General features: G+C 63.1%; 22 protein-coding genes. 14 read left to right on the top strand and 8 right to left on the bottom strand.

Features of this window, described 5'->3' with window-relative positions; all coding sequences use genetic code 11:
- Positions 1-32 precede the first annotated feature (32 nt).
- Both ACGYLI_RS06385 and ACGYLI_RS06380 read right to left on the bottom strand, forming a co-directional pair.
- A complete protein-coding gene (locus ACGYLI_RS06385; RefSeq protein ID WP_394418215.1) occupies positions 33-455 on the bottom strand; it encodes a TIGR01244 family sulfur transferase in 423 nt (140 codons plus the stop codon).
- Positions 456-522: 67 nt separating this feature from the next.
- Positions 523-762 (bottom strand): hypothetical protein, encoded by a 240-nt coding sequence (locus ACGYLI_RS06380; RefSeq protein WP_168612596.1) that lies wholly within the window; start codon positions 760-762, stop codon positions 523-525.
- Between the two features lie 108 nt (positions 763-870).
- Here ACGYLI_RS06380 and ACGYLI_RS06375 point away from each other — a divergent pair, with 108 nt between their 5' ends.
- From ACGYLI_RS06375 to tig, 3 genes are all read left to right on the top strand, one after another.
- Positions 871-1,155, top strand: coding sequence for a DUF2312 domain-containing protein (locus ACGYLI_RS06375; RefSeq protein ID WP_067261835.1), 285 nt, complete (start codon positions 871-873; stop codon positions 1,153-1,155).
- A gap of 129 nt (positions 1,156-1,284) precedes the next feature.
- On the top strand, positions 1,285-2,202 hold the full coding sequence (locus ACGYLI_RS06370; RefSeq protein ID WP_394418212.1) for a calcium/sodium antiporter: 918 nt from the start codon (positions 1,285-1,287) through the stop codon (positions 2,200-2,202).
- Positions 2,203-2,356: 154 nt separating this feature from the next.
- Positions 2,357-3,688, top strand: coding sequence for a trigger factor (gene tig / locus ACGYLI_RS06365; protein ID WP_067261839.1), 1,332 nt, complete (start codon positions 2,357-2,359; stop codon positions 3,686-3,688).
- 292 nt (positions 3,689-3,980) lie between these two features.
- Here tig and ACGYLI_RS06360 read toward each other — a convergent pair whose 3' ends face one another.
- From ACGYLI_RS06360 to rpsF, 6 genes are all read right to left on the bottom strand, one after another.
- On the bottom strand, positions 3,981-5,939 hold the full coding sequence (locus ACGYLI_RS06360; protein WP_394418209.1) for a bifunctional 2',3'-cyclic-nucleotide 2'-phosphodiesterase/3'-nucleotidase: 1,959 nt from the start codon (positions 5,937-5,939) through the stop codon (positions 3,981-3,983).
- Between the two features lie 72 nt (positions 5,940-6,011).
- On the bottom strand, positions 6,012-6,497 hold the full coding sequence (locus ACGYLI_RS06355; RefSeq protein WP_394418206.1) for a transglycosylase SLT domain-containing protein: 486 nt from the start codon (positions 6,495-6,497) through the stop codon (positions 6,012-6,014).
- Between the two features lie 126 nt (positions 6,498-6,623).
- A complete protein-coding gene (locus ACGYLI_RS06350) occupies positions 6,624-6,926 on the bottom strand; it encodes a hypothetical protein (RefSeq protein WP_394418203.1) in 303 nt (100 codons plus the stop codon).
- 147 nt (positions 6,927-7,073) lie between these two features.
- Complete coding sequence (gene rplI / locus ACGYLI_RS06345; RefSeq protein WP_067261846.1) at positions 7,074-7,700, bottom strand: 50S ribosomal protein L9; 627 nt, start codon at positions 7,698-7,700, stop codon at positions 7,074-7,076.
- Positions 7,701-7,711: 11 nt separating this feature from the next.
- Positions 7,712-7,939, bottom strand: a complete 228-nt coding sequence (rpsR, locus tag ACGYLI_RS06340) for a 30S ribosomal protein S18 (RefSeq protein WP_005852865.1) — start codon at positions 7,937-7,939, stop codon at positions 7,712-7,714.
- Between the two features lie 28 nt (positions 7,940-7,967).
- Positions 7,968-8,321 (bottom strand): 30S ribosomal protein S6, encoded by a 354-nt coding sequence (rpsF, locus tag ACGYLI_RS06335; protein WP_174858684.1) that lies wholly within the window; start codon positions 8,319-8,321, stop codon positions 7,968-7,970.
- 236 nt (positions 8,322-8,557) lie between these two features.
- Between rpsF and fabD the strand changes: the two genes are divergently transcribed.
- The 11 genes from fabD (at position 8,558) to ACGYLI_RS06280 (ending at position 18,014) form a co-directional block, all read left to right on the top strand.
- Positions 8,558-9,490: an ACP S-malonyltransferase gene (gene fabD / locus ACGYLI_RS06330; protein WP_394418200.1), complete on the top strand. Its 933-nt coding sequence runs from the start codon at positions 8,558-8,560 to the stop codon at positions 9,488-9,490.
- 66 nt (positions 9,491-9,556) lie between these two features.
- Positions 9,557-10,294, top strand: a complete 738-nt coding sequence (fabG, locus tag ACGYLI_RS06325) for a 3-oxoacyl-ACP reductase FabG (protein WP_394418197.1) — start codon at positions 9,557-9,559, stop codon at positions 10,292-10,294.
- 202 nt (positions 10,295-10,496) lie between these two features.
- On the top strand, positions 10,497-10,730 hold the full coding sequence (locus ACGYLI_RS06320; protein WP_067261852.1) for an acyl carrier protein: 234 nt from the start codon (positions 10,497-10,499) through the stop codon (positions 10,728-10,730).
- Positions 10,731-10,889: 159 nt separating this feature from the next.
- The gene (locus ACGYLI_RS06315; RefSeq protein ID WP_394400772.1) at positions 10,890-11,423 is read left to right on the top strand and encodes a GNAT family N-acetyltransferase; all 534 of its coding nucleotides are present in this window, start codon (positions 10,890-10,892) and stop codon (positions 11,421-11,423) included.
- A 142-nt stretch (positions 11,424-11,565) separates the two neighbouring features.
- Positions 11,566-12,825, top strand: a complete 1,260-nt coding sequence (gene fabF / locus ACGYLI_RS06310; protein ID WP_271689878.1) for a beta-ketoacyl-ACP synthase II — start codon at positions 11,566-11,568, stop codon at positions 12,823-12,825.
- Positions 12,826-14,010 (top strand): endolytic transglycosylase MltG, encoded by a 1,185-nt coding sequence (gene mltG, locus ACGYLI_RS06305; RefSeq protein ID WP_271691538.1) that lies wholly within the window; start codon positions 12,826-12,828, stop codon positions 14,008-14,010.
- A 221-nt stretch (positions 14,011-14,231) separates the two neighbouring features.
- Complete coding sequence (locus tag ACGYLI_RS06300; protein ID WP_394418193.1) at positions 14,232-14,576, top strand: hypothetical protein; 345 nt, start codon at positions 14,232-14,234, stop codon at positions 14,574-14,576.
- Entirely contained in the window at positions 14,485-15,855 is a 1,371-nt protein-coding gene (locus tag ACGYLI_RS06295) for a DNA-packaging protein (protein ID WP_394418300.1), read from the top strand. The genes ACGYLI_RS06300 and ACGYLI_RS06295 overlap by 92 nt, the downstream gene beginning before the upstream one ends.
- Before the next feature lie 131 nt (positions 15,856-15,986).
- On the top strand, positions 15,987-17,165 hold the full coding sequence (locus ACGYLI_RS06290; RefSeq protein WP_394418190.1) for a phage portal protein: 1,179 nt from the start codon (positions 15,987-15,989) through the stop codon (positions 17,163-17,165).
- The gene (locus ACGYLI_RS06285) at positions 17,155-17,382 is read left to right on the top strand and encodes a hypothetical protein (protein WP_394374191.1); all 228 of its coding nucleotides are present in this window, start codon (positions 17,155-17,157) and stop codon (positions 17,380-17,382) included. Before ACGYLI_RS06290 ends, ACGYLI_RS06285 begins: the two co-directional genes overlap by 11 nt.
- A 23-nt stretch (positions 17,383-17,405) precedes the next feature.
- Complete coding sequence (locus ACGYLI_RS06280) at positions 17,406-18,014, top strand: HK97 family phage prohead protease (protein WP_394418188.1); 609 nt, start codon at positions 17,406-17,408, stop codon at positions 18,012-18,014.
- The last annotated feature ends 4 nt before the right edge of the window (positions 18,015-18,018 follow it).

The raw sequence follows: 18,018 nt of genomic DNA, 5'->3' as shown, positions 1-18,018 counted from the left end.
AATACCGGCCCCCAACGGGACCGGCAGAGACCTCAGGTATAGCTTTGTCCCAGCATGGGGCGCATGTTTTCAAGGTCATACCCGCCTTGTCGGGCAGCTTGGATGATCGCGTCGCTGTCCATCTCACCGGCTTGGCCCAACGCCCAAGCGATGGTCGAACGGGTGCCCGAGGCGCAATAGGCCAGCACGGTGTCGTCGGTCTCCACGCCGAGGGCGCGGTTCTTGGCGACGACGTCAGGCGTCATGGTCTGATGGGTCAACGGCTGTTCGGCAAAGGCAATCCCCGCGGCCTCGGCGGCTTCGCGCATGGCAGCGGCCTGATGGCTGGGCGGCACTTCCGCGTCGGGGCGGTTGCACAGGATGCGGGTGATGCCTTGGGCGCGCAGGCTTTCCATGTCACCGGGCTCGATCTGCGGGGCGACGAAATAGCGGGGGGTGATTTGGCGAATATCCATGGGCCGATTTAAGCAGATGCAGCGGCCCTGTCCAGCACCGCCGGGGCGGGCCGTTCAAACGCGCCGATCAGCCCAGCGAAATCCCGAGGATCACCAGCATCAGACCGATCACGGACAGAAACAGCGCGCCCATATTCAGCGGCACGACTTTGCGCAGCACCACGCGCATCTCCTCATCGTCGAGCTGCGCGCGTTTTGCACGGCTCACCTTGATGATGCACCAGCCCAGACCGAGCAATCCCAAAAGGGACAGACCCGCGCCGCCCCAGACCATGAGATCGAAAATAGATGTGTTTGCGCTTTCCATGGCGGCAGAGCTACGCCAAACCGCCAAGGGGGGCAAGTCCCGCTTGCGGGCTGGGCGTGCAGCCTGTAGTCAAACCCGCCAGAGCCAGCCATTCCGTGAGGACTTCCCATGAGCGATACCAGCACCAATCCCGATGTCGTCGAATCCCAAGGCGATGCGACCTACCGGGTCACCGCCAATGAGCTGCGCCAGTTCGTCGAGCGGATCGAACGTTTGGACGCCGAGAAGAAAGACCTTGCCGAACAGCAAAAAGAGGTGATGGCCGAAGCGAAATCGCGCGGCTACGACACCAAGGTGCTGCGCAAGGTGATCGCCCTGCGCAAGCGCGACAAGGACGACATCGCCGAAGAAGAAGCGGTGATGGAAATGTACAAAGAAGCCTTGGGCATGTGAGCGCCCTGCCGCGGCGGGACTGAATTTTCCGCGCGGCCTTGAATGCCTCCGGCCCATCCCCATTTGCATCGGGCGTCTGCGCGGTCTCCGCGGCGCCCGATGGTCTGAGGCCGGTGAGTTTTTTTTCCCGTGAACATTCTGTTTGTCCTTGGTGGTCTGCTGGGGCTCGTGCTCGGTGGTGAGTATCTGGTGCGCGGCGCCGTGGTGCTGGCGCAGAGGGTTGGCATGTCGCCCTTGGTGATCGGGCTGACGGTGGTGGGCTTTGGCACCTCGGCTCCTGAATTGGTGACCTCGGTTCAGGCGGCTTTGCTGGGCGCGCCGGACATCGCGCTTGGGAATGTCGTGGGATCGAACATCGCGAATATCCTGCTGATTCTCGGCCTTGCGGCGGTGATCGCCCCGGTGGCCATCTCCGGACGTAGTTTCGCGCGGGACGGGACGGTCATGCTGGCGGCGAGCCTGCTCTGCCTCGGCACTGTGCTGCTGGGGCAGGTGGATCGGCTTGCGGGGGGCGCCGCCCTCGTTGGGCTGGCGGCCTATCTGATTTACACCTTTCGCAGCGATCGAAGCGGGGCAGAGGCGATGGAGCCGCTGCCGGATCAAGCGCCGTCTTGGCTGGCGCTTGTCTGGCTGCTGGGGGGGCTTTTGCTAGCCATTGTCTCGGCGCATTTTCTGGTCACCGGCGCCGTGGCGCTTGCGCAGGCCGTGGGGCTGTCCGAGGCGGTGATCGGCCTGACCATCGTGGCCGTTGGCACCTCCATGCCGGAATTGGTCACATCGGTCATCGCCGCAAGGCGCGGACAGAGCGATGTGGCATTGGGCAACGTGGTCGGCTCCAACATCTTCAACATCCTCGGCGTTCTGGGCATCACCGCGCTGATCCAGCCGGTGGGGGTGACTATGCAGATCGCCACGCTGGACATTTGGGTGATGCTGGGGGCCACGGTGGCGCTGATCGCCTGCGCCTTTGGCGGGCGCGTGACACGCGGGCAGGGGGCGCTCTTTGCGCTGGCCTATGTGGCTTATGTCGCAGTGCTTTTAGTCTAGCCCGACACTGGGCTGCCCGGCGGGGGTGGGCGCGATTTCTGCGGATGTGGCGCGATGGGCCGCGGACCCCCTTGCGCAGGCGGTTCAACACCCATAGAAGGACACAAATTTTCGCCCGCGCCCCGGCCGCGCGGCCTTACCCTATGGAGCACACATGCAGGTCAACGAGACGCTGAACGAAGGTCTGAAACGCGGTTACAACATCACCGTCACCGCCGATGAGCTTGAAGCCAAGGTCAACGAGAAGCTGGCCGAAGCGCAGCCCGAAGTCGAGATGAAGGGCTTCCGCAAGGGCAAGGTGCCGATGGCGCTGCTGAAAAAGCAGTTCGGCCAGCGGATCATGGGCGAAGCGATGCAGGAAAGCATCGACGGTGCCATGAACGAGCACTTCGAAAAGACCGGCGACCGCCCCGCGATGCAGCCCGAGGTCAAGATGACCAATGAGGACTGGAAAGAAGGCGACGACGTCGAAGTCTCCATGTCCTACGAAAAACTGCCTGAGATTCCCGAAGTTGATCTGAGCAAGATCGAACTGGAAAAGATGGTGGTCAAGGCTGACGATGCGGCTGTCGAAGAAGCGCTGGCAAGCCTTGCCGAAACCGCGCAGGACTTCAAAGCCCGTGAAGAGGGTGCCAAGGCCGAAGATGGCGATCAGGTTGTGATCGACTTCAAAGGCTCGGTCGACGGCGAAGAATTCGAAGGCGGCGCGGCGGAAGATTACCCGCTGGTGCTGGGCTCCAACTCCTTCATCCCCGGCTTCGAAGAGCAGCTGGTTGGCGTGAAAGCGGGCGAAGAGAAATCCGTCGTCGTGAACTTCCCCGAAGAGTATCAGGCCGCACATCTGGCCGGTAAGGAAGCGACCTTCGCTTGCACCGTGAAAGAAGTGAAAGAGCCCGTCGCCGCCGAGGTTAACGACGAGATGGCCAAGAAATTCGGCGCCGAGGATCTCGACGCGCTGAAAGGTCAGATCGCTGAGCGTCTGGAAGCGGAATATGCCGGTGCATCGCGCGCCGTGATGAAGCGTAACCTGTTGGACGCGCTGGACAAAGAGGTTAGCTTTGACCTGCCGCCGTCGCTGGTTGACGCCGAAGCCAAGCAGATCGCGCATCAGCTGTGGCACGAGGAAAACCCCGATGTGGAAGGCCACGATCACCCCGAGATCGAGCCGACAGACGAGCACAAGACATTGGCCGAACGCCGCGTCCGTCTGGGCCTGCTGCTGGCCGAGCTGGGTCAGAAAGCCGACGTTCAGGTGACCGACGCCGAGATGACCCAAGCGATCATGAACCAGGCGCGCCAGTACCCGGGGCAGGAGCGTCAGTTCTTTGAATTCGTACAGCAGAACCAGCAGATGCAGCAGCAGATGCGCGCGCCGATCTTCGAGGACAAGGTTGTCGATCACGTGGTCGAACAGGCCAAGGTGACCGAGAAAGAGATCTCGAAAGAAGAGCTTCAGAAAGCTGTTGAAGAGCTGGAAGACGAATAAGTCTTACCGGATCGGATTTTGGAGCAAGGGCGACGGGAAACCGTCGCCCTTGTTTCGTTTGGGCTGCGCGAGAAGCGTGGCCTTTGCCTGTCACACTGGATGGGCGTGAAGAATTTCTGAACCTACTGTCGATGTCCCGCCCGAGGGCACCCCGGGGGGCGATTTGCAAGGTCTCGGAAATTCGCAGCGGTCTCATGCGATGGGGGCGACCGCAGGCCACCATCGTTGCAACGCCCCCAGGAGGGGCGCTGCCTTTTGTGTCAGTGTCAGATGCCGATACGCACCGGGGACGTCACAAAGTAATCCGGAACTGCGCGAAGCCGTCTTCCGTGTCGCCTACCTGTTCCATCTCTACCCCTGTCACTTCATCGACGTAGTCCGCCGCCTTTGGCCCGGTTTCGAACATCACGCTCGTTTCCTCCAACGGCGCGAAGCGCCAGTTGCCATCGGCGCGGGGGCTAATGGTGCCTTTTTCGACGATATAGCGCACAATCACATCGCGGTTGGTGTCGGGCCCTTCAAACACGATGGTATCGCCCATCGCGCCGGGGAAGGCCCCGCCGCCGCTGGCGCGGTAGTTGTTGGTGGCGATGATGAACTCGGCCTCGGGATCAAGGGGTTGCCCTTCGAACTCAAGGTTCACGATCCGGCTCGCCTCAGGGTTTGCCACGGTGCCCTTGGGACCGAATTTGGAAGGCTGGCTAAGGTCGATCTGATAGGTCACCCCGTCGATCACATCGAAATTGTAGCTGGGGAACTCGGGGTTCAGCAGCGGCTGGTTGGCCTTGCCGGGGGTGATCTGGTTGAACATGCCGGCAGAGCGTTCGAGCCAGTCTTTCACCTGCGCCCCGGTCACGCGCACCGCGCGGGCGGTGTTGGGGTAGAGGTAGAGGTCCGCGACATTCTTGATCGCTACATCCCCATTCGGGACGTCAGTGTAATACTCCGGCCCGCCACGGCCACCGGCCTTGAAGGGGGCGGCGGCAGAGAGGATCGGCAACCCCTCATGTTCGGTCCCCTTCAGCATCTGTTCGATATACCAGCGCTGCGCGTTGGAGACGACCTGCACGGAAGGATCATCCGCCACCAGCGCGAAATAGCTGTGCAGATTGGCGTCGGTCTTGCCCACGGCACGGCGGACATGGGCCAGCGTCTCATCATGTTCCTGTTGGACGGAGGCAAGCACCGCGGCATCGCTTTCCACCAGCGGCATCACAGAGCGGTCTTCGTTGCGCTGTGAAATTGCGCGGGCCTCGGCGCTGTGGCTGGCGATGCGCCAGCCGCTGCCGTCACGCTCAAGCATCAGGTCGATCAGGCCGAGGTGGCTGCCCCAGAAGCCGCCCATGGTGGCGGGTTTGCCGTGGATCGTGCCCTCGCTAACGTCCACGCCCGGATAGTCCGCATAGCTGCCCGAGGGGAAGACGAGGTGGCTGTGCCCGGTCATGATGGCGTCGATCCCCTCCACCGCGGCGAGGGGGACAGAGGCGTTCTCCATCATATCCTCTTCCTTGGCTGCACCGATGCCCGAGTGCGACAGCGCGATGATGATGTCGGCCCCTGCCTCTTTCATCTGGGGCACCCATGCGCGGGCGGACTCGAGGATATCGCGGGCCTGCACCTTGCCTTCGAGGTGGCGGCGGTCCCAGTTCATGATCTGGGGCGGGACAAAGCCGATGATGCCGATCTTGATCGGATGCGTCTCACCTGCGCCATCGGTCAGCATCCGGTCGAGCAGGACATAGGGTTTGACCAGCGTGTCATCGTCGCTCGGCTTGGCGCCGATCTTCTTTACGACATTGGCACTGACCACCGGGAAGTCGGCCCCGGCGAGGGATTTCATCAGGAAGTCGAGCCCGTAGTTGAACTCGTGGTTGCCCAGGGTCGAGGCGTCATAGCCAAGCGCGTTCATCGCTTGGATCACCGGGTGCATGTCGCCTTCTTTCATGCCGCGCTCATAAGCGATGTAATCGCCCATCGGATTGCCCTGCAAAAAGTCGCCGTTATCGAGCATCAGCGTATTGGTCGCTTCGGCGCGGATCGATTTGACGATGCTGGCGGTGCGGGCAAGGCCCACGGTGTCGACCTCTTTGTCGGCGTAATAGTCGTAAGGAAAGACATGCACATGCAGGTCCGTCGTCTCCATCAGCCGCAGATGCGCCTGATTGGCCGCGGCACGGAGAGAAAAGGGGTGGAGGGCCAGCAATCCGGCAGTGCCGGCGAGGAAGTGACGGCGGTTGAGGCGGAGGGTCATGCGGCGTTCCTTCTTGACGTGATTAACACCTACCTGAGGCGAAGCGAGAGGCCGCGCAAGCCCGAAAATTAATCACCCGTCCCGTAGGCCGGTTTCCACAAGCATGCCGCGGCGCTTGGCCTCGTAATAGTAGCCGCGGGCGTACCATTTGATGGCGGTGCCATGGTCGCCGTCCGACAAAAGCCAGGCGCCGCGCAGGTATTTTAGCGCGTATTTCAGATTGGTATCGGCGTCCAAGAGATCGGAAGGTTTGCCCCGGAACCCCATCGACCGCGCGGTGGCGGGCAGGATCTGCAGCAGCCCGTAATAGGGGCCGTTGCGGGCGCGAGGGTTGTGGGTGCTTTCGCGGATGGCCAGACGGTGCACCAATGGGCGCGGCAGGTCGTAGAAGTCGGCCCAGTGGTTGATCTTGCGCCGCAACTCGGGCGTCTCATTCGGGTGCAGGGGCAGAGCGGGGCGCTTCGGCGGCGCGGGGGAGACTTCGGGCGCAGCGCTGCACGCGGTGATCGTGCTGGCGGCGATGAACGAAAGGAACATGCGGCGTGTGGTCTGAGGCATGATGCACCGGGGCTTGTTATTTCGCCCGAGGTTCGCCCCAAGGGGGCCATCGGGCAAGAGCGCAGGCGCAGGATACGCGGCCCCTTGCCCAAGCCTTGGACCCTCAGGCGCGGCTTTCCGCCACGCTTAAACGTCGGTGACGATTTCGCCTTTCATTTCGCCGGTCATGCGGCTCTGATCTTCGCGTTTTACCGAACGTCGGACCTCGTCGATCTTGAGTTCGGCGGCGTCGCGCGTGGCCCTGTCGGGCCATTCGGTGATTGCGGCACTTGTGCGCTCAGAGGTGCGGACCACGGTGATGCGGCTGGCGCCAAAGCCCTTGAGGGCGGGCAGGCGCTTTTCTTCGATGGCGCGCAGGGCCACGTCGTAATCCGCCGTCGGCGAGTTCCCAAGTGGTGATGGTGATGTAACGCATGTGGCATCCTCCATGCTGAATGGAGGTATCATAGCATAAATCGCGCTGTTTCTGCAGGGGTTTGCGTCAGAGGCGCGCGCGTGGCGGTTGGAGGGACTGCGCAAAAGAAAACGCCGCGCGGAGGACCGCGCGGCGTTTCATGTCAGATCGGACAGGCCGGATCAGCTGTTGCTGTCGTCCTGTGCGTCGCCCTCGGGGGTGCGCACCACGTCCGAGTCGCCGTCTTCGTCAGCGGCAGAGCCGATGTCGTCGAAGAGTTCGGAGATCTCGAATTCAGCGGCGGCTTCCTCTTCGGCGGCCAGTTCCTGAATCGATTTGCCCGATGCCTGAAGCTCGGCCTCTTCGGGCGAACGTGCAACGTTCAGCTCGATTGTGGCGTCGACTTCGGGGTGCAGGATGATGCGCACGTCATGCACGCCCAGTTCCTTGATCGGGTTGCCCAGAACGACCTGCTTGCGGTCGATCGAGAAACCTTCGGCGGTCGCGGCTTCGGCGGCGTCACGGGTGGTGACGGAGCCGTAGAGCGCGCCGGCGTCGGAAGCGGAGCGAATCACGACGAACTGCTGACCGTTCAGCTTCTCGGCGAGTTTCTCGGCTTCTTTCTTGGTCTCAAGGTTCTGTGCTTCGAGCTGGGCTTTCTGGCCCTCAAAGGCTTCGACGTTGGCCTTGGAGGCCGACAGCGCCTTGCCCTGCGGCAGCAGGTAGTTGCGGGCATAGCCGGGCTTTACGTCCACGACTTCGCCCATCTGGCCCAGTTTGGCCACACGTTCCAGAAGGATAACTTGCATGTGCTCTCTCCTTACTTAACGGCGTAGGGCAGCAGGGCGAGGAAACGAGCGCGTTTGATGGCACGGGCCAGCTCACGTTGTTTCTTGGCCGAGACGGCGGTGATGCGGGAAGGAACGATCTTGCCACGCTCAGAGATGTAGCGTTGCAGCAGACGTGTGTCCTTGTAGTCGATCGCAGGTGCGTTGTCGCCCGAGAAGGGGCACACTTTACGACGACGGAAAAATGGTTTTGCAGCCATGATTTAAGTCCTTTTGTTCAAGCGTTGATCAACGGCGTTCGCGGCGGTCGGACCGCTCGTCACGCTTTTGCATCTGTACGGACGGCAGTTCTTTGTGCTCGTCGACCTTGATGGTCAGAACACGCATCACGTCGTCATGCAGGCGCATCAGGCGTTCCATTTCCTGCACGGCGGTCGCGGGGGCGTCCGAACGCAGGAAGGCATAGTGGCCCTTGCGGTTCTTGTTGATCTTGTAGGCCATCGTCTTGACGCCCCAGTACTCGCTGTCGACGAGCTTGCCGTCGTTGTCCGCGAGGACGGTGCCAAAGTGTTCGATGAGGCCTTCTGCTTGCGTGTTGGACAGGTCCTGACGCGCAATCATAACATGCTCATAAAGCGGCATGTGCACTCCTATTTGTATCAAGGCGCATTTCATAGGCGGGGCGTTGATCCTTGCTCCCCACCACGAGAGTCTGCGCGGTTCATATGCTGTGCAAGGAAGCGCCCGTATACACGGTTTCACGCCCACGACAAGCCCCGATGCCCGCCGCGCCAGAGACCGGCGGTGCGGCGCAAGGCTTGCCCTTACGGCATGGGACGCGATACATCAGGCCAAATCGCTAATAAGAGGCTGCAACCATGAGCATCGCATTCGTTTTCCCCGGGCAGGGCGCCCAGACCATCGGCATGGGCCGCGATCTGGCCGAAGCCTATCCTGAGGCCCGCGCCGTTTTCGACGAGGTCGATGCGGCCTTGGGCGAGAAACTGTCGGAGCTGATCTGGGAGGGCGACATCGAGACGCTGACCCTGACCGAGAACGCCCAGCCCGCGCTGATGGCGACCTCGATGGCTGCCATGGCCGCGCTGAGGGCCGAAGGTGTCAGTGTAGAGAAGGCGGCCTTCGTGGCCGGGCACAGCCTTGGCGAATACTCGGCACTCTGCGCTGCGGGGGCGCTGTCACTGGCTGACACCGCGCGGCTGCTGCGCATCCGCGGCAAGGCCATGCAGGCCGCCGTGCCGGTGGGCGAAGGCGCCATGGCGGCGATTCTCGGCCTCGGCATCGAAGAGACCGAGAAACTGGCCGAAGCCGCTGCCGAAGGGGCCGTCTGTCAGGTCGCCAATGAGAATGACCCGAGCCAGAACGTGCTCTCCGGCGAAAAGGCCGCGGTGGAGCGCGCTGTGGCCATGGCGAAAGAGGCCGGGGCCAAGCGCGCGTTGCTGCTGCCCGTCTCCGCCCCTTTCCATTGCCCGCTGATGGGGCCGGCTGCGGAAGAGATGGCGAAGGCATTGGGCGAGGTTACTTTCAACGATCCAGTCGTGCCGCTGGTCGCCAATGTGACAGCCGAGGCGGTCTCTGACGCCGCCCGCATTCGTGAATTGTTGGTCGAACAGGTCACGGGCCGTGTGCGCTGGCGTTCCTCGGTCGAGTGGATGGCCGCGCAGGGCGTGACAGAGGCGTGGGAGATCGGCGCGGGCAAGGCGCTTTCGGGCATGATCCGGCGCATCGACAAGAGTGTCGCCACCCGCAGCATCGGCACGCCGGACGAGGTGAAGGTCGCACCCGAATCCTAAGACATAGAAAAGTGGCATCTCGCCGCGCCGGGGCACAGCGCCTCGTGAGAGAATAAAGGAAGAGACATGTTCGATATTACAGGAAAGAATGCCCTGATCACCGGCGCTTCGGGCGGCATCGGCGCGGATATCGCGCGCAAGCTGCACGCCCAAGGGGCCACCGTTGGTCTTTCCGGCACGCGGACTGAACCGCTTGAGGCGCTGAAGGCCGAGTTGGGCGAACGCGCCCATGTGCTGCCGTGCAACCTCAGCGATATGGAGGCGGTCGACGCGCTGCCGAAGCAGGCGGCGGAGGCCATGGGCTCGGTCGATATTTTGGTGAACAATGCGGGCATCACCCGCGACAATCTTTTCATGCGCATGTCGGATGACGAGTGGAATTCGGTGCTGAACGTGAACCTCACCGCGACCTTCAAGCTCTGCAAAGGGGTGATGCGCGGCATGATGAAGGCGCGTTGGGGCCGGATCATCAATATCTCCAGCGTGGTGGGCGCCACCGGCAACCCCGGTCAGGCGAATTACGCGGCCTCGAAGGCGGGTGTCGTGGGCATGTCCAAGTCGCTGGCCTATGAGGTGGCAAGCCGCGGGATCACCGTGAACGCCGTGGCCCCGGGCTTCATCACCACCGCCATGACCGACAAGCTGACGGACGAGCAAAAGTCTGGAATCATGGGGCAAATTCCCGCAGGCCGCATGGGCGACCCGGACGAGATCGCCGCCGCTGTGGTCTATCTTTCCAGCCCCGAGGCCGCCTATGTGACAGGGACCACCTTGCATGTGAACGGCGGTATGGCCATGTTGTGACCCTGCGCCTCAATAGCGTTTGCCAAGCCCGGCGCATGTGCTAAAGGGGGCGCAGAATCGAAACGGAGGGTGCTTGATCACCCCCTGCGCCTTGTGCGAACAAGGAAATAGCCGCCCCTTTTGGGGCATCCTCCAAACGCCGATTACCGGCGGGCGGAAACCAAAAGGGGCCTTGAATGGCCCGAAGACATGAGGACTTATTATGAGCGACGTCGCAGACCGCGTGAAAAAGATCGTTGTAGAACACCTGAGCGTGGAAGAGGACAAAGTGACTGAGAATGCGTCGTTCATCGACGATCTCGGCGCAGACAGCCTCGACACCGTGGAACTGGTGATGGCGTTCGAAGAAGAGTTCGGCATCGAGATCCCTGATGACGCGGCTGAGAACATCCAGACCGTTGGCGATGCGGTCAAGTTCATCAAAGAAGCCTCCTAAGGCTTTGCCGGGCAACCGGCGGATTTGAGTTTTGAAAACGGCGTTGTTCCTAGCGGAATGACGCCGTTTTTATTTGCCTGAACGGGGTGGGCTTGTCCCTTTGGAGCTGAGGTCGCATGTCTGCGCCAAGAAGTTTCAAGCGTGAAGGCAATTCACCCCATGTCCCGCACGATCCCGACCATCAACACCGCCAGACTGACCCTGCGCGCCATGCGTGCCGAGGATTTTCAGCGCTATGCCGAGATTTGGGCGATGCCCGATGTGGCGGACCGGATCCTCGATCAGCCCCGGCCCAAGGGGCAGTCATGGGACGCTTTTCTGCGCAACGCGGGCCATTGGCAGATCACCGGCTTTGGGCAGTGGGCGGTGCAGCTCCACCGCCAGCGCGAGATGTTGGGTCAGACCGGTTTCGTCTTTGGCTCCCGCAATCTCGGCGAGGATTTCGACACTTACCCCGAGGCGCGGCTGGTCTTGGCCCCTCAGGCCCAAGACCAGCGGCTTGGGGCCGAGGCCGCCCGGGCGGCGCATGAGTGGTTTGATCGGGTGATCACGGGCCGCACGGTCTGTATGATCTCGGCGGGGAATGAGGCCGCTTTGCGGATCGCGGGGGCGCTTGGCTATCAGGGGCTGCGCGACGTCAAGACGGCGGGCGGTGCGGTGCATCTGATGACCCGGCGCGGCCCGCCGGGCTGAGCTTATGAGCCGCGAAGGCCCCTGAGATTCGACCCATCGGCGTTTTTGCGCTCTGCCTGCGGACCCCCGCCGATATGCTTGTGCCTACAGGCTTTTGCAGGGTAAGAGGTTCGCCGAGACATTATCGGCAAGGGGCACTGAGATGCGCAGAGTTGTAGTAACGGGTTTGGGTTTGGTTACCCCGCTCGCGGACGGCGTGGAAGAAAGCTGGAAACGGATCCTCGATGGGAAATCCGGGGCCGGGCCGATCACCGGCTTTGATGCCAGCAAACTGGTGACTCAATACGCTTGCGAAGTGCCTTTGGGCGATGGCAGCGATGGCACCTTCGACGCCAATAAATACATGGAGCCGAAAGAGCAGCGTAAGGTTGATACCTTCATCCTCTTCGGGATGGCCGCCGCCCAGCAGGCGGTTGAGGATTCGGGTTGGAAGCCGACCGAGCAGGAAGATCAGGAACGCACCGGCGTTCTGATCGGCTCGGGCATCGGGGGGCTGAACTCCATCGCCAATACCGCCGTCATGATGCACGAGAAGGGCCCGCGCCGCGTGAGCCCCTTCTTCGTGCCGGGCGCGCTGATCAACCTAATCTCGGGTCAGGTCTCGATCCGCTATGGGTTCAAGGGGCCGAACCACTCGGTCGTGACCGCCTGTTCAACCGGCGCCCATGCCATCGGCGATGCGGCGCGGCTGATCAAATACGGTGATGCGGATGTGATGATCGCAGGCGGTGCCGAGGCGGCGATCTGTGAGATCGGCATGGCGGGCTTTAACGCCTGCAAGGCGCTCTCGACCAAACGCGGCGACGATCCGCAAAAGGCCAGCCGCCCCTATGACGTGGACCGCGACGGTTTTGTCATGGGCGAGGGCGCGGGCATCGTGGTGCTGGAAGAGTATGAACACGCCAAGGCGCGCGGTGCCAAGATCTATGCCGAGGTGCTGGGTTATGGCCTGTCGGGCGACGCGCATCACATCACCGCCCCTTCCGAGGATGGTGAGGGCGGCGAACGCTCCATGCGGGCTGCGCTGAAGAACGCTGGGCTGGAGCCTGCGGATGTGGATTACATCAACGCGCATGGCACCTCGACCATGGCTGACACCATTGAGTTGGGCGCGGTCGAGCGTCTGATGGGCGATGCGGCGGGCAATGTGACCATGTCCTCGACCAAATCCGCCACCGGGCACCTTTTGGGTGCGGCGGGTGCGATCGAGGCGATCTTTTGCATGCTTGCGATCCGCGATCAGGTGGCGCCGCCGACGATCAACCTCGACAATCCGGCGGTGGAAACCCCGATTGATCTGGCGCCGAACAAGAAGGTCGAGCGCAAGATTGACGTGGCGCTCAGCAATTCCTTTGGTTTCGGCGGCACCAACGCATCGGTTCTCTTCGGGAAAGTCAGCTAAATGTGGCGTCATATCGCCTCTAACGCCGTGACGTTTCTGTTGGTCGGCTTGTTTCTGCTTGGGGGGATCATCCTCTGGGGCAAGTCGACCTATGTCTCCGAAGGGCCGTTGGAACAGGCGATCTGTGTGCAGGTCGAGCGCGGCTCGAACATGCGGCAGGTCAGCCAGAACCTTGAGGAGCAGGGCGCGGTTTCCTCGCCCGCGATCTTTCGCATGGGCGCGGATTACGAGGAGAAGTCGAGCAGCCTGAAAGCGGGCAGCTTTCTTGTTCAGCCCGGCACCTCGATGCAGGGGATCGTGGATATCGTGACCCAAGGCGGGGCCAGCACCTGCGGCACTGAGGTTGTTTATCGCATCGGGGTGAACCGGGTGAGCGTGCAGGTCCGTGAGTTGGACCCGGTCACCAGCCGTTTTGTTGAACGCGCGGAATTCACTCCGGGTGAGGAAGAAGCTCCCGAAGCCTATACCGAAATCTCAAGCGCCAATGACACGCGGTTCCGTGTGGCATTGGCCGAAGGGGTGACCAGCTGGCAGGTAGTAGAAGCGCTCAAGCAGGTCGAGCAATTGACCGGCGAGGTTGAGGAGCTTCCGGCAGAGGGCAGCCTCGCGCCCGATAGCTATGAGGTGCGCCCGGGCGACGACCGCGCCGAGGTGATCGGACGGATGGCCGCGGCGCAGGAGGTGCTCTTGGCCGAAGCCTTTGAAGCGCGCGATCCCGATCTGCCGATCGAGACGCCCGAGGACCTGCTGATCCTTGCGTCGATCATCGAAAAGGAAACCGGTGTCGCCGCCGAACGTGAGCAGGTGGCGAGCGTTTTCGTGAACCGTTTGAACCAAGGGATGCGGCTTCAGACCGACCCCACGGTGATCTACGGGGTGACCGAGGGCAAGGGCGTGCTGGGCCGGGGGCTGCGCCGTTCGGAACTGCGGGCAGAGACGCCATGGAACACCTATGTGATCGACGGTCTGCCGCCCACGCCCATCGCCAATCCGGGCCGGGCGAGCCTGATGGCCGCAGCGCAACCGGCGGAGACGGACTACGTCTTTTTCGTGGCGGATGGTACCGGGGGGCACGCTTTTGCGGAAACCTTGGACGAGCATAACCGCAACGTTGCACGCTGGCGTCAGATCGAGGCGGAGCGCGGCGCGGAAGCGGCGGGCAATGCCTCAACCGGCGGAAACTGAGACCACTAAAAACCCCGCTGGAGACAGCGGGGTTTTTATTTGCGCGAAGTCCTTGCCGCGCGGTGCTGTAAGGTCTTGTTAATACAGTTTTTCTTGACTTTGCGCACGGTCTGGCGTAGGACTTGTGGCACGCTAGAGGACATGGGCGAACGGCCCCGGGGTAACCCGGTGGTCGTTTTTTGTGTCTGCTCGGTTGGGGATAACCAACAAGAGGTAAAGCGATGACGATCATTACCCCGGAGCAAGAGACGGAAGACAGCGCGGAAATCCTGCGCGGTCTCCAAGAAGCAATCGGCGCGTTGCGCCGGGAAATCGAAGGTCTGACGGAACAGGCTCGGTCCGGGGGGGAACTCAAGGAAACTGCGGTGTCTGGCAAAACGTCCAAAGTGGCGGGACTGCTGGCGCATTGCCTGAAAGCGGAGAACACGCTGAATGACTGTCGAAACCGACAAACTGGAATCGCGCGCGGGGGCTATGCCCTCGACATGGACAAAGCGCGGGCTGACATCGGGTGCAAGCTGGATCGCCTGCGCCGATGCTCAGACCCAAACGCAGTTTCTGAATGAACTCGGTGAGGGAGAGCTTCTGGCTCTCCCTTTTTTGTTTGAGTTTTGGGCGCTTGACCACCAACTGCCGCCCGAGGGCGATTGGCGGACATGGGTGATCATGGGCGGGCGCGGCGCGGGCAAGACGCGGGCCGGGGCGGAATGGGTGCGCAGCAAGGTTGAGGGGAGCCGACCGCTCGATGCTGGGGAGTGCAGCCGCGTGGCGTTGGTGGGTGAGACCATCGAGCAGGTGCGCGAGGTGATGATTTTTGGCGACAGCGGCATTCTGGCCTGCAGCCCGCCGGATCGGCGGCCCGATTGGGAGGCGACGCGCAAGCGGTTGGTCTGGCCGAATGGGGCGATTGCCACGGTGCATACGGCGCATGACCCCGAAGGGCTGCGCGGGCCGCAGTTTGATGCGGCTTGGGTGGATGAATTGGCGAAGTGGAAACGCGGGCAGGAGGCCTGGGACCAGTTGCAGTTTGCGCTGCGCTTGGGGGAGCGGCCTCAGGTTTGTGTCACCACGACGCCGCGCAATGTGGATGTGTTGAAGGCGCTTTTGGCCGCGCCTTCGACGGTGACGACCCATGCGCCGACGGAGGCGAATGCGGCCAATCTGGCGGGATCGTTTCTTGAGGAAGTACGGGCGCGTTACCGCGGGACGCGGTTGGGGCGGCAGGAGTTGGATGGTGTGCTCTTGGCGGACGCGGAGGGGGCGCTGTGGACCTCGGGCTTGTTGGAGGCGGGGCGCCTGCGAGAGGCGCCGGAGTTGGACCGCATCGTGGTGGGCCTCGACCCGGCCACGACCAGCGGGGCGGGCTCGGATGAGTGCGGCATCCTGGCGGTCGGAGCGCAGACCAAGGGGCCGCCGCAGGATTGGCGGGCGGTGGTGCTCGCTGATTGCACGGTGCAGGGGGCCACGCCCAATGGCTGGGCGCAGGCGGCGATTGCGGCGATGACGCGCTACGGAGCGGATCGGTTGGTGGCGGAGGTCAATCAGGGCGGGCAGTTGGTGGCCGAGGTCCTGCGACAGGTCGATCCGCTGGTCTCGCTCAAGACCGTGCATGCGGCGCGGGGCAAGGTGGCGCGGGCGGAGCCTGTGGCCGCGCTTTATGAACAGGGGCGGGTGAGCCATTTGCCGGGGCTCGATGCGCTGGAGGATCAGATGTGTCTGATGACGGCGCGGGGGTACGAGGGCAAGGGCAGCCCGGACCGCGTCGATGCGCTGGTCTGGGCGCTGCATGAGCTGATGATCGAACCTGCCGCGCAGTGGCGCAGCCCGGGGGTGCGGAGCCTGTGAGCGGGCTGTTGCGTGGGACAGCGCACGGTGGGTTTCTCCAGCGTTAAGGGATTTCGGGGAAAGTCTGACAACGCCGGGCAATGCGGGGCAGGTCTTCGCCGCCGGGGCCGGGCAGAATGAGGAGCGACGACATGGTATTCGATTTTCTACGGCGTGGCGCGGCAGGTGAGACAGCGGAGCGCAAAGCATCCGCCACGGGGCCGGTCGTCGCCTATCAGACCTCGGGCCGTGTCGCTTGGAGCCCGCGCGATAGCGTGAGCCTGACGCGCGCCGGGTTCTGCGGCAATCCGGTGGGGTTCCGCTCGGTCAAGCTGATTGCCGAGGCTGCGGCGGCGCTGCCGCTGGTCGTGCAGGACAGCGTGCGGCGCTACGAGGAACACCCGCTGATCGAGCTGATGCGCCGCCCGAATGCGGGTCAAGGCCGGGCGGAGATGCTTGAGGCGCTGTATGGGCAGATGCTTTTGAGCGGCGATGGCTATGTCGAAGCCGTGGGCGGTGAGAGCGGTTTGCCGGTAGAACTGCATGTACTGCGTTCGGACCGGATGAGCGTGGTGCCGGGGGCGGATGGCTGGCCTGTCGCCTATGAATATGCGGTGGGCGGGCGCAAGCACCGTTTTGATGCGAGCGGTGCGGCGACGCCGGTTTGTCATATCCGCAACTTTCACCCGCAGGACGATCACTATGGGTTCAGCCCCATGCAGGCGGCGGCCATGGCGATGGATGTGCATAACGCGGCGAGCCGTTGGTCGAAGGCGCTGTTAGACAATGCCGCGCGGCCCTCCGGCGCGATCGTGTATCGGGGGGCCGAGGGGCAGGGCAAGCTGAGCGAGGATCAGTATGACCGGCTGGTGAGCGAGATGGAGAGCCACCACCAAGGCGCGCGCAATGCCGGGCGGCCGATGCTGCTGGAGGGCGGGCTCGACTGGAAGCCGATGGGCTTTTCGCCCTCGGATATGGAGTTTCAAAAGACCAAGGAGAGTGCGGCGCGGGAGATCGCGCTCGCCTTTGGGGTGCCGCCGATGCTGATCGGGGTGCAGGGCGATGCCACTTACGCAAATTATCAAGAGGCGCATCGGGCGTTCTATCGTCTGACAGTGCTGCCTTTGGCGACACGGGTGACGGCGGCGCTGGCGGAGTGGCTGAGCGGGTATTTGGGGGCGGCGGTGAGTTTAAAGCCGGACCTCGACCAAGTGCCTGCATTGGCGGCGGAGCGTGATGCGCAATGGGCGCGGGTGTCTGCGGCGGCGTTTCTGAGCGATGCGGAGAAGCGCAGCCTGTTGGGGCTTCCGGCGGAGGCCGATGATGCCTGAGCTGCGTGAGATCGAGCGCTTCGAATGCGCGCCGGGGTTGCGGCTTCAGGCGCATGAGACGCTCAGCGCGGTGCATCGCGAGAACATGCAAAAGCGGCTCGACCGGATCGAGCAGATGATGGAGCGGTTGGAACGGCGGCTGTGGCTGACGGTCTACGGCGTGGTGGCGGTGATCTTGGCGCAGGCGGTGCAATCCTTTCTGGCGGTGGCGCCGTAGCGGGCTGAACGAGGGAAAATACGATGACTTATCAATTGGATGCCTCCGGCGGCTGGCCGGAGAACGGGGAAGCTGTGCCTGCGGGCAGCGGGTTGGAGCATAAATTTGCCCGCTTCGGCAGCGTGACGCCGGTCGAGGATGGGCTGGAGATCAGCGGCTACGCCAGCCTTTTTGGCGCGGTCGATCAGGGCGGCGATGTGGTTGAGGCGGGGGCCTATGCAGCGAGCCTTGCGGCCATCGCGAAGGCGGGACGCAGCGTCAAGATGCTGTGGCAGCATGACCCGGCCCAGCCCATCGGCGTCTGGGACGAGGTGCGCGAGGATGGCCGGGGTCTTTGGGTCAAGGGGCGCATCCTTAGCACTGTGGCCAAGGGCCGGGAGGCGGCGGCGCTGATCGAGGCGGGGGCCATCGACGGGCTCAGCATCGGCTACCGCACCGTGAAGGCGGGCAAGACCACCAAAGGGCTGCGGCTGTTGTCGGAACTGGAGCTTTGGGAGGTGTCTTTGGTGACCTTTCCGATGCTGCCCTTGGCGCGGGTCGGGGCGAAGGGGGAGTTCAGGGCCGTGGGTCATGTGCTGCGCGAGATGGCGGCGGCCTTTGATGCCGCGCGGGCCGAGATGGTGCGGGGCTGAGCCT

Origin of the sequence: Sulfitobacter sp. 1A13421 (genome assembly GCF_043557285.1) — a bacterium.
In the GTDB taxonomy this organism is placed as follows: Bacteria; Pseudomonadota; Alphaproteobacteria; order Rhodobacterales; family Rhodobacteraceae; genus Sulfitobacter; species Sulfitobacter faviae.
The sequence above is the reverse complement of the archived record's forward strand: the minus strand, read 5'-3'. Positions and strand labels throughout refer to the sequence as shown.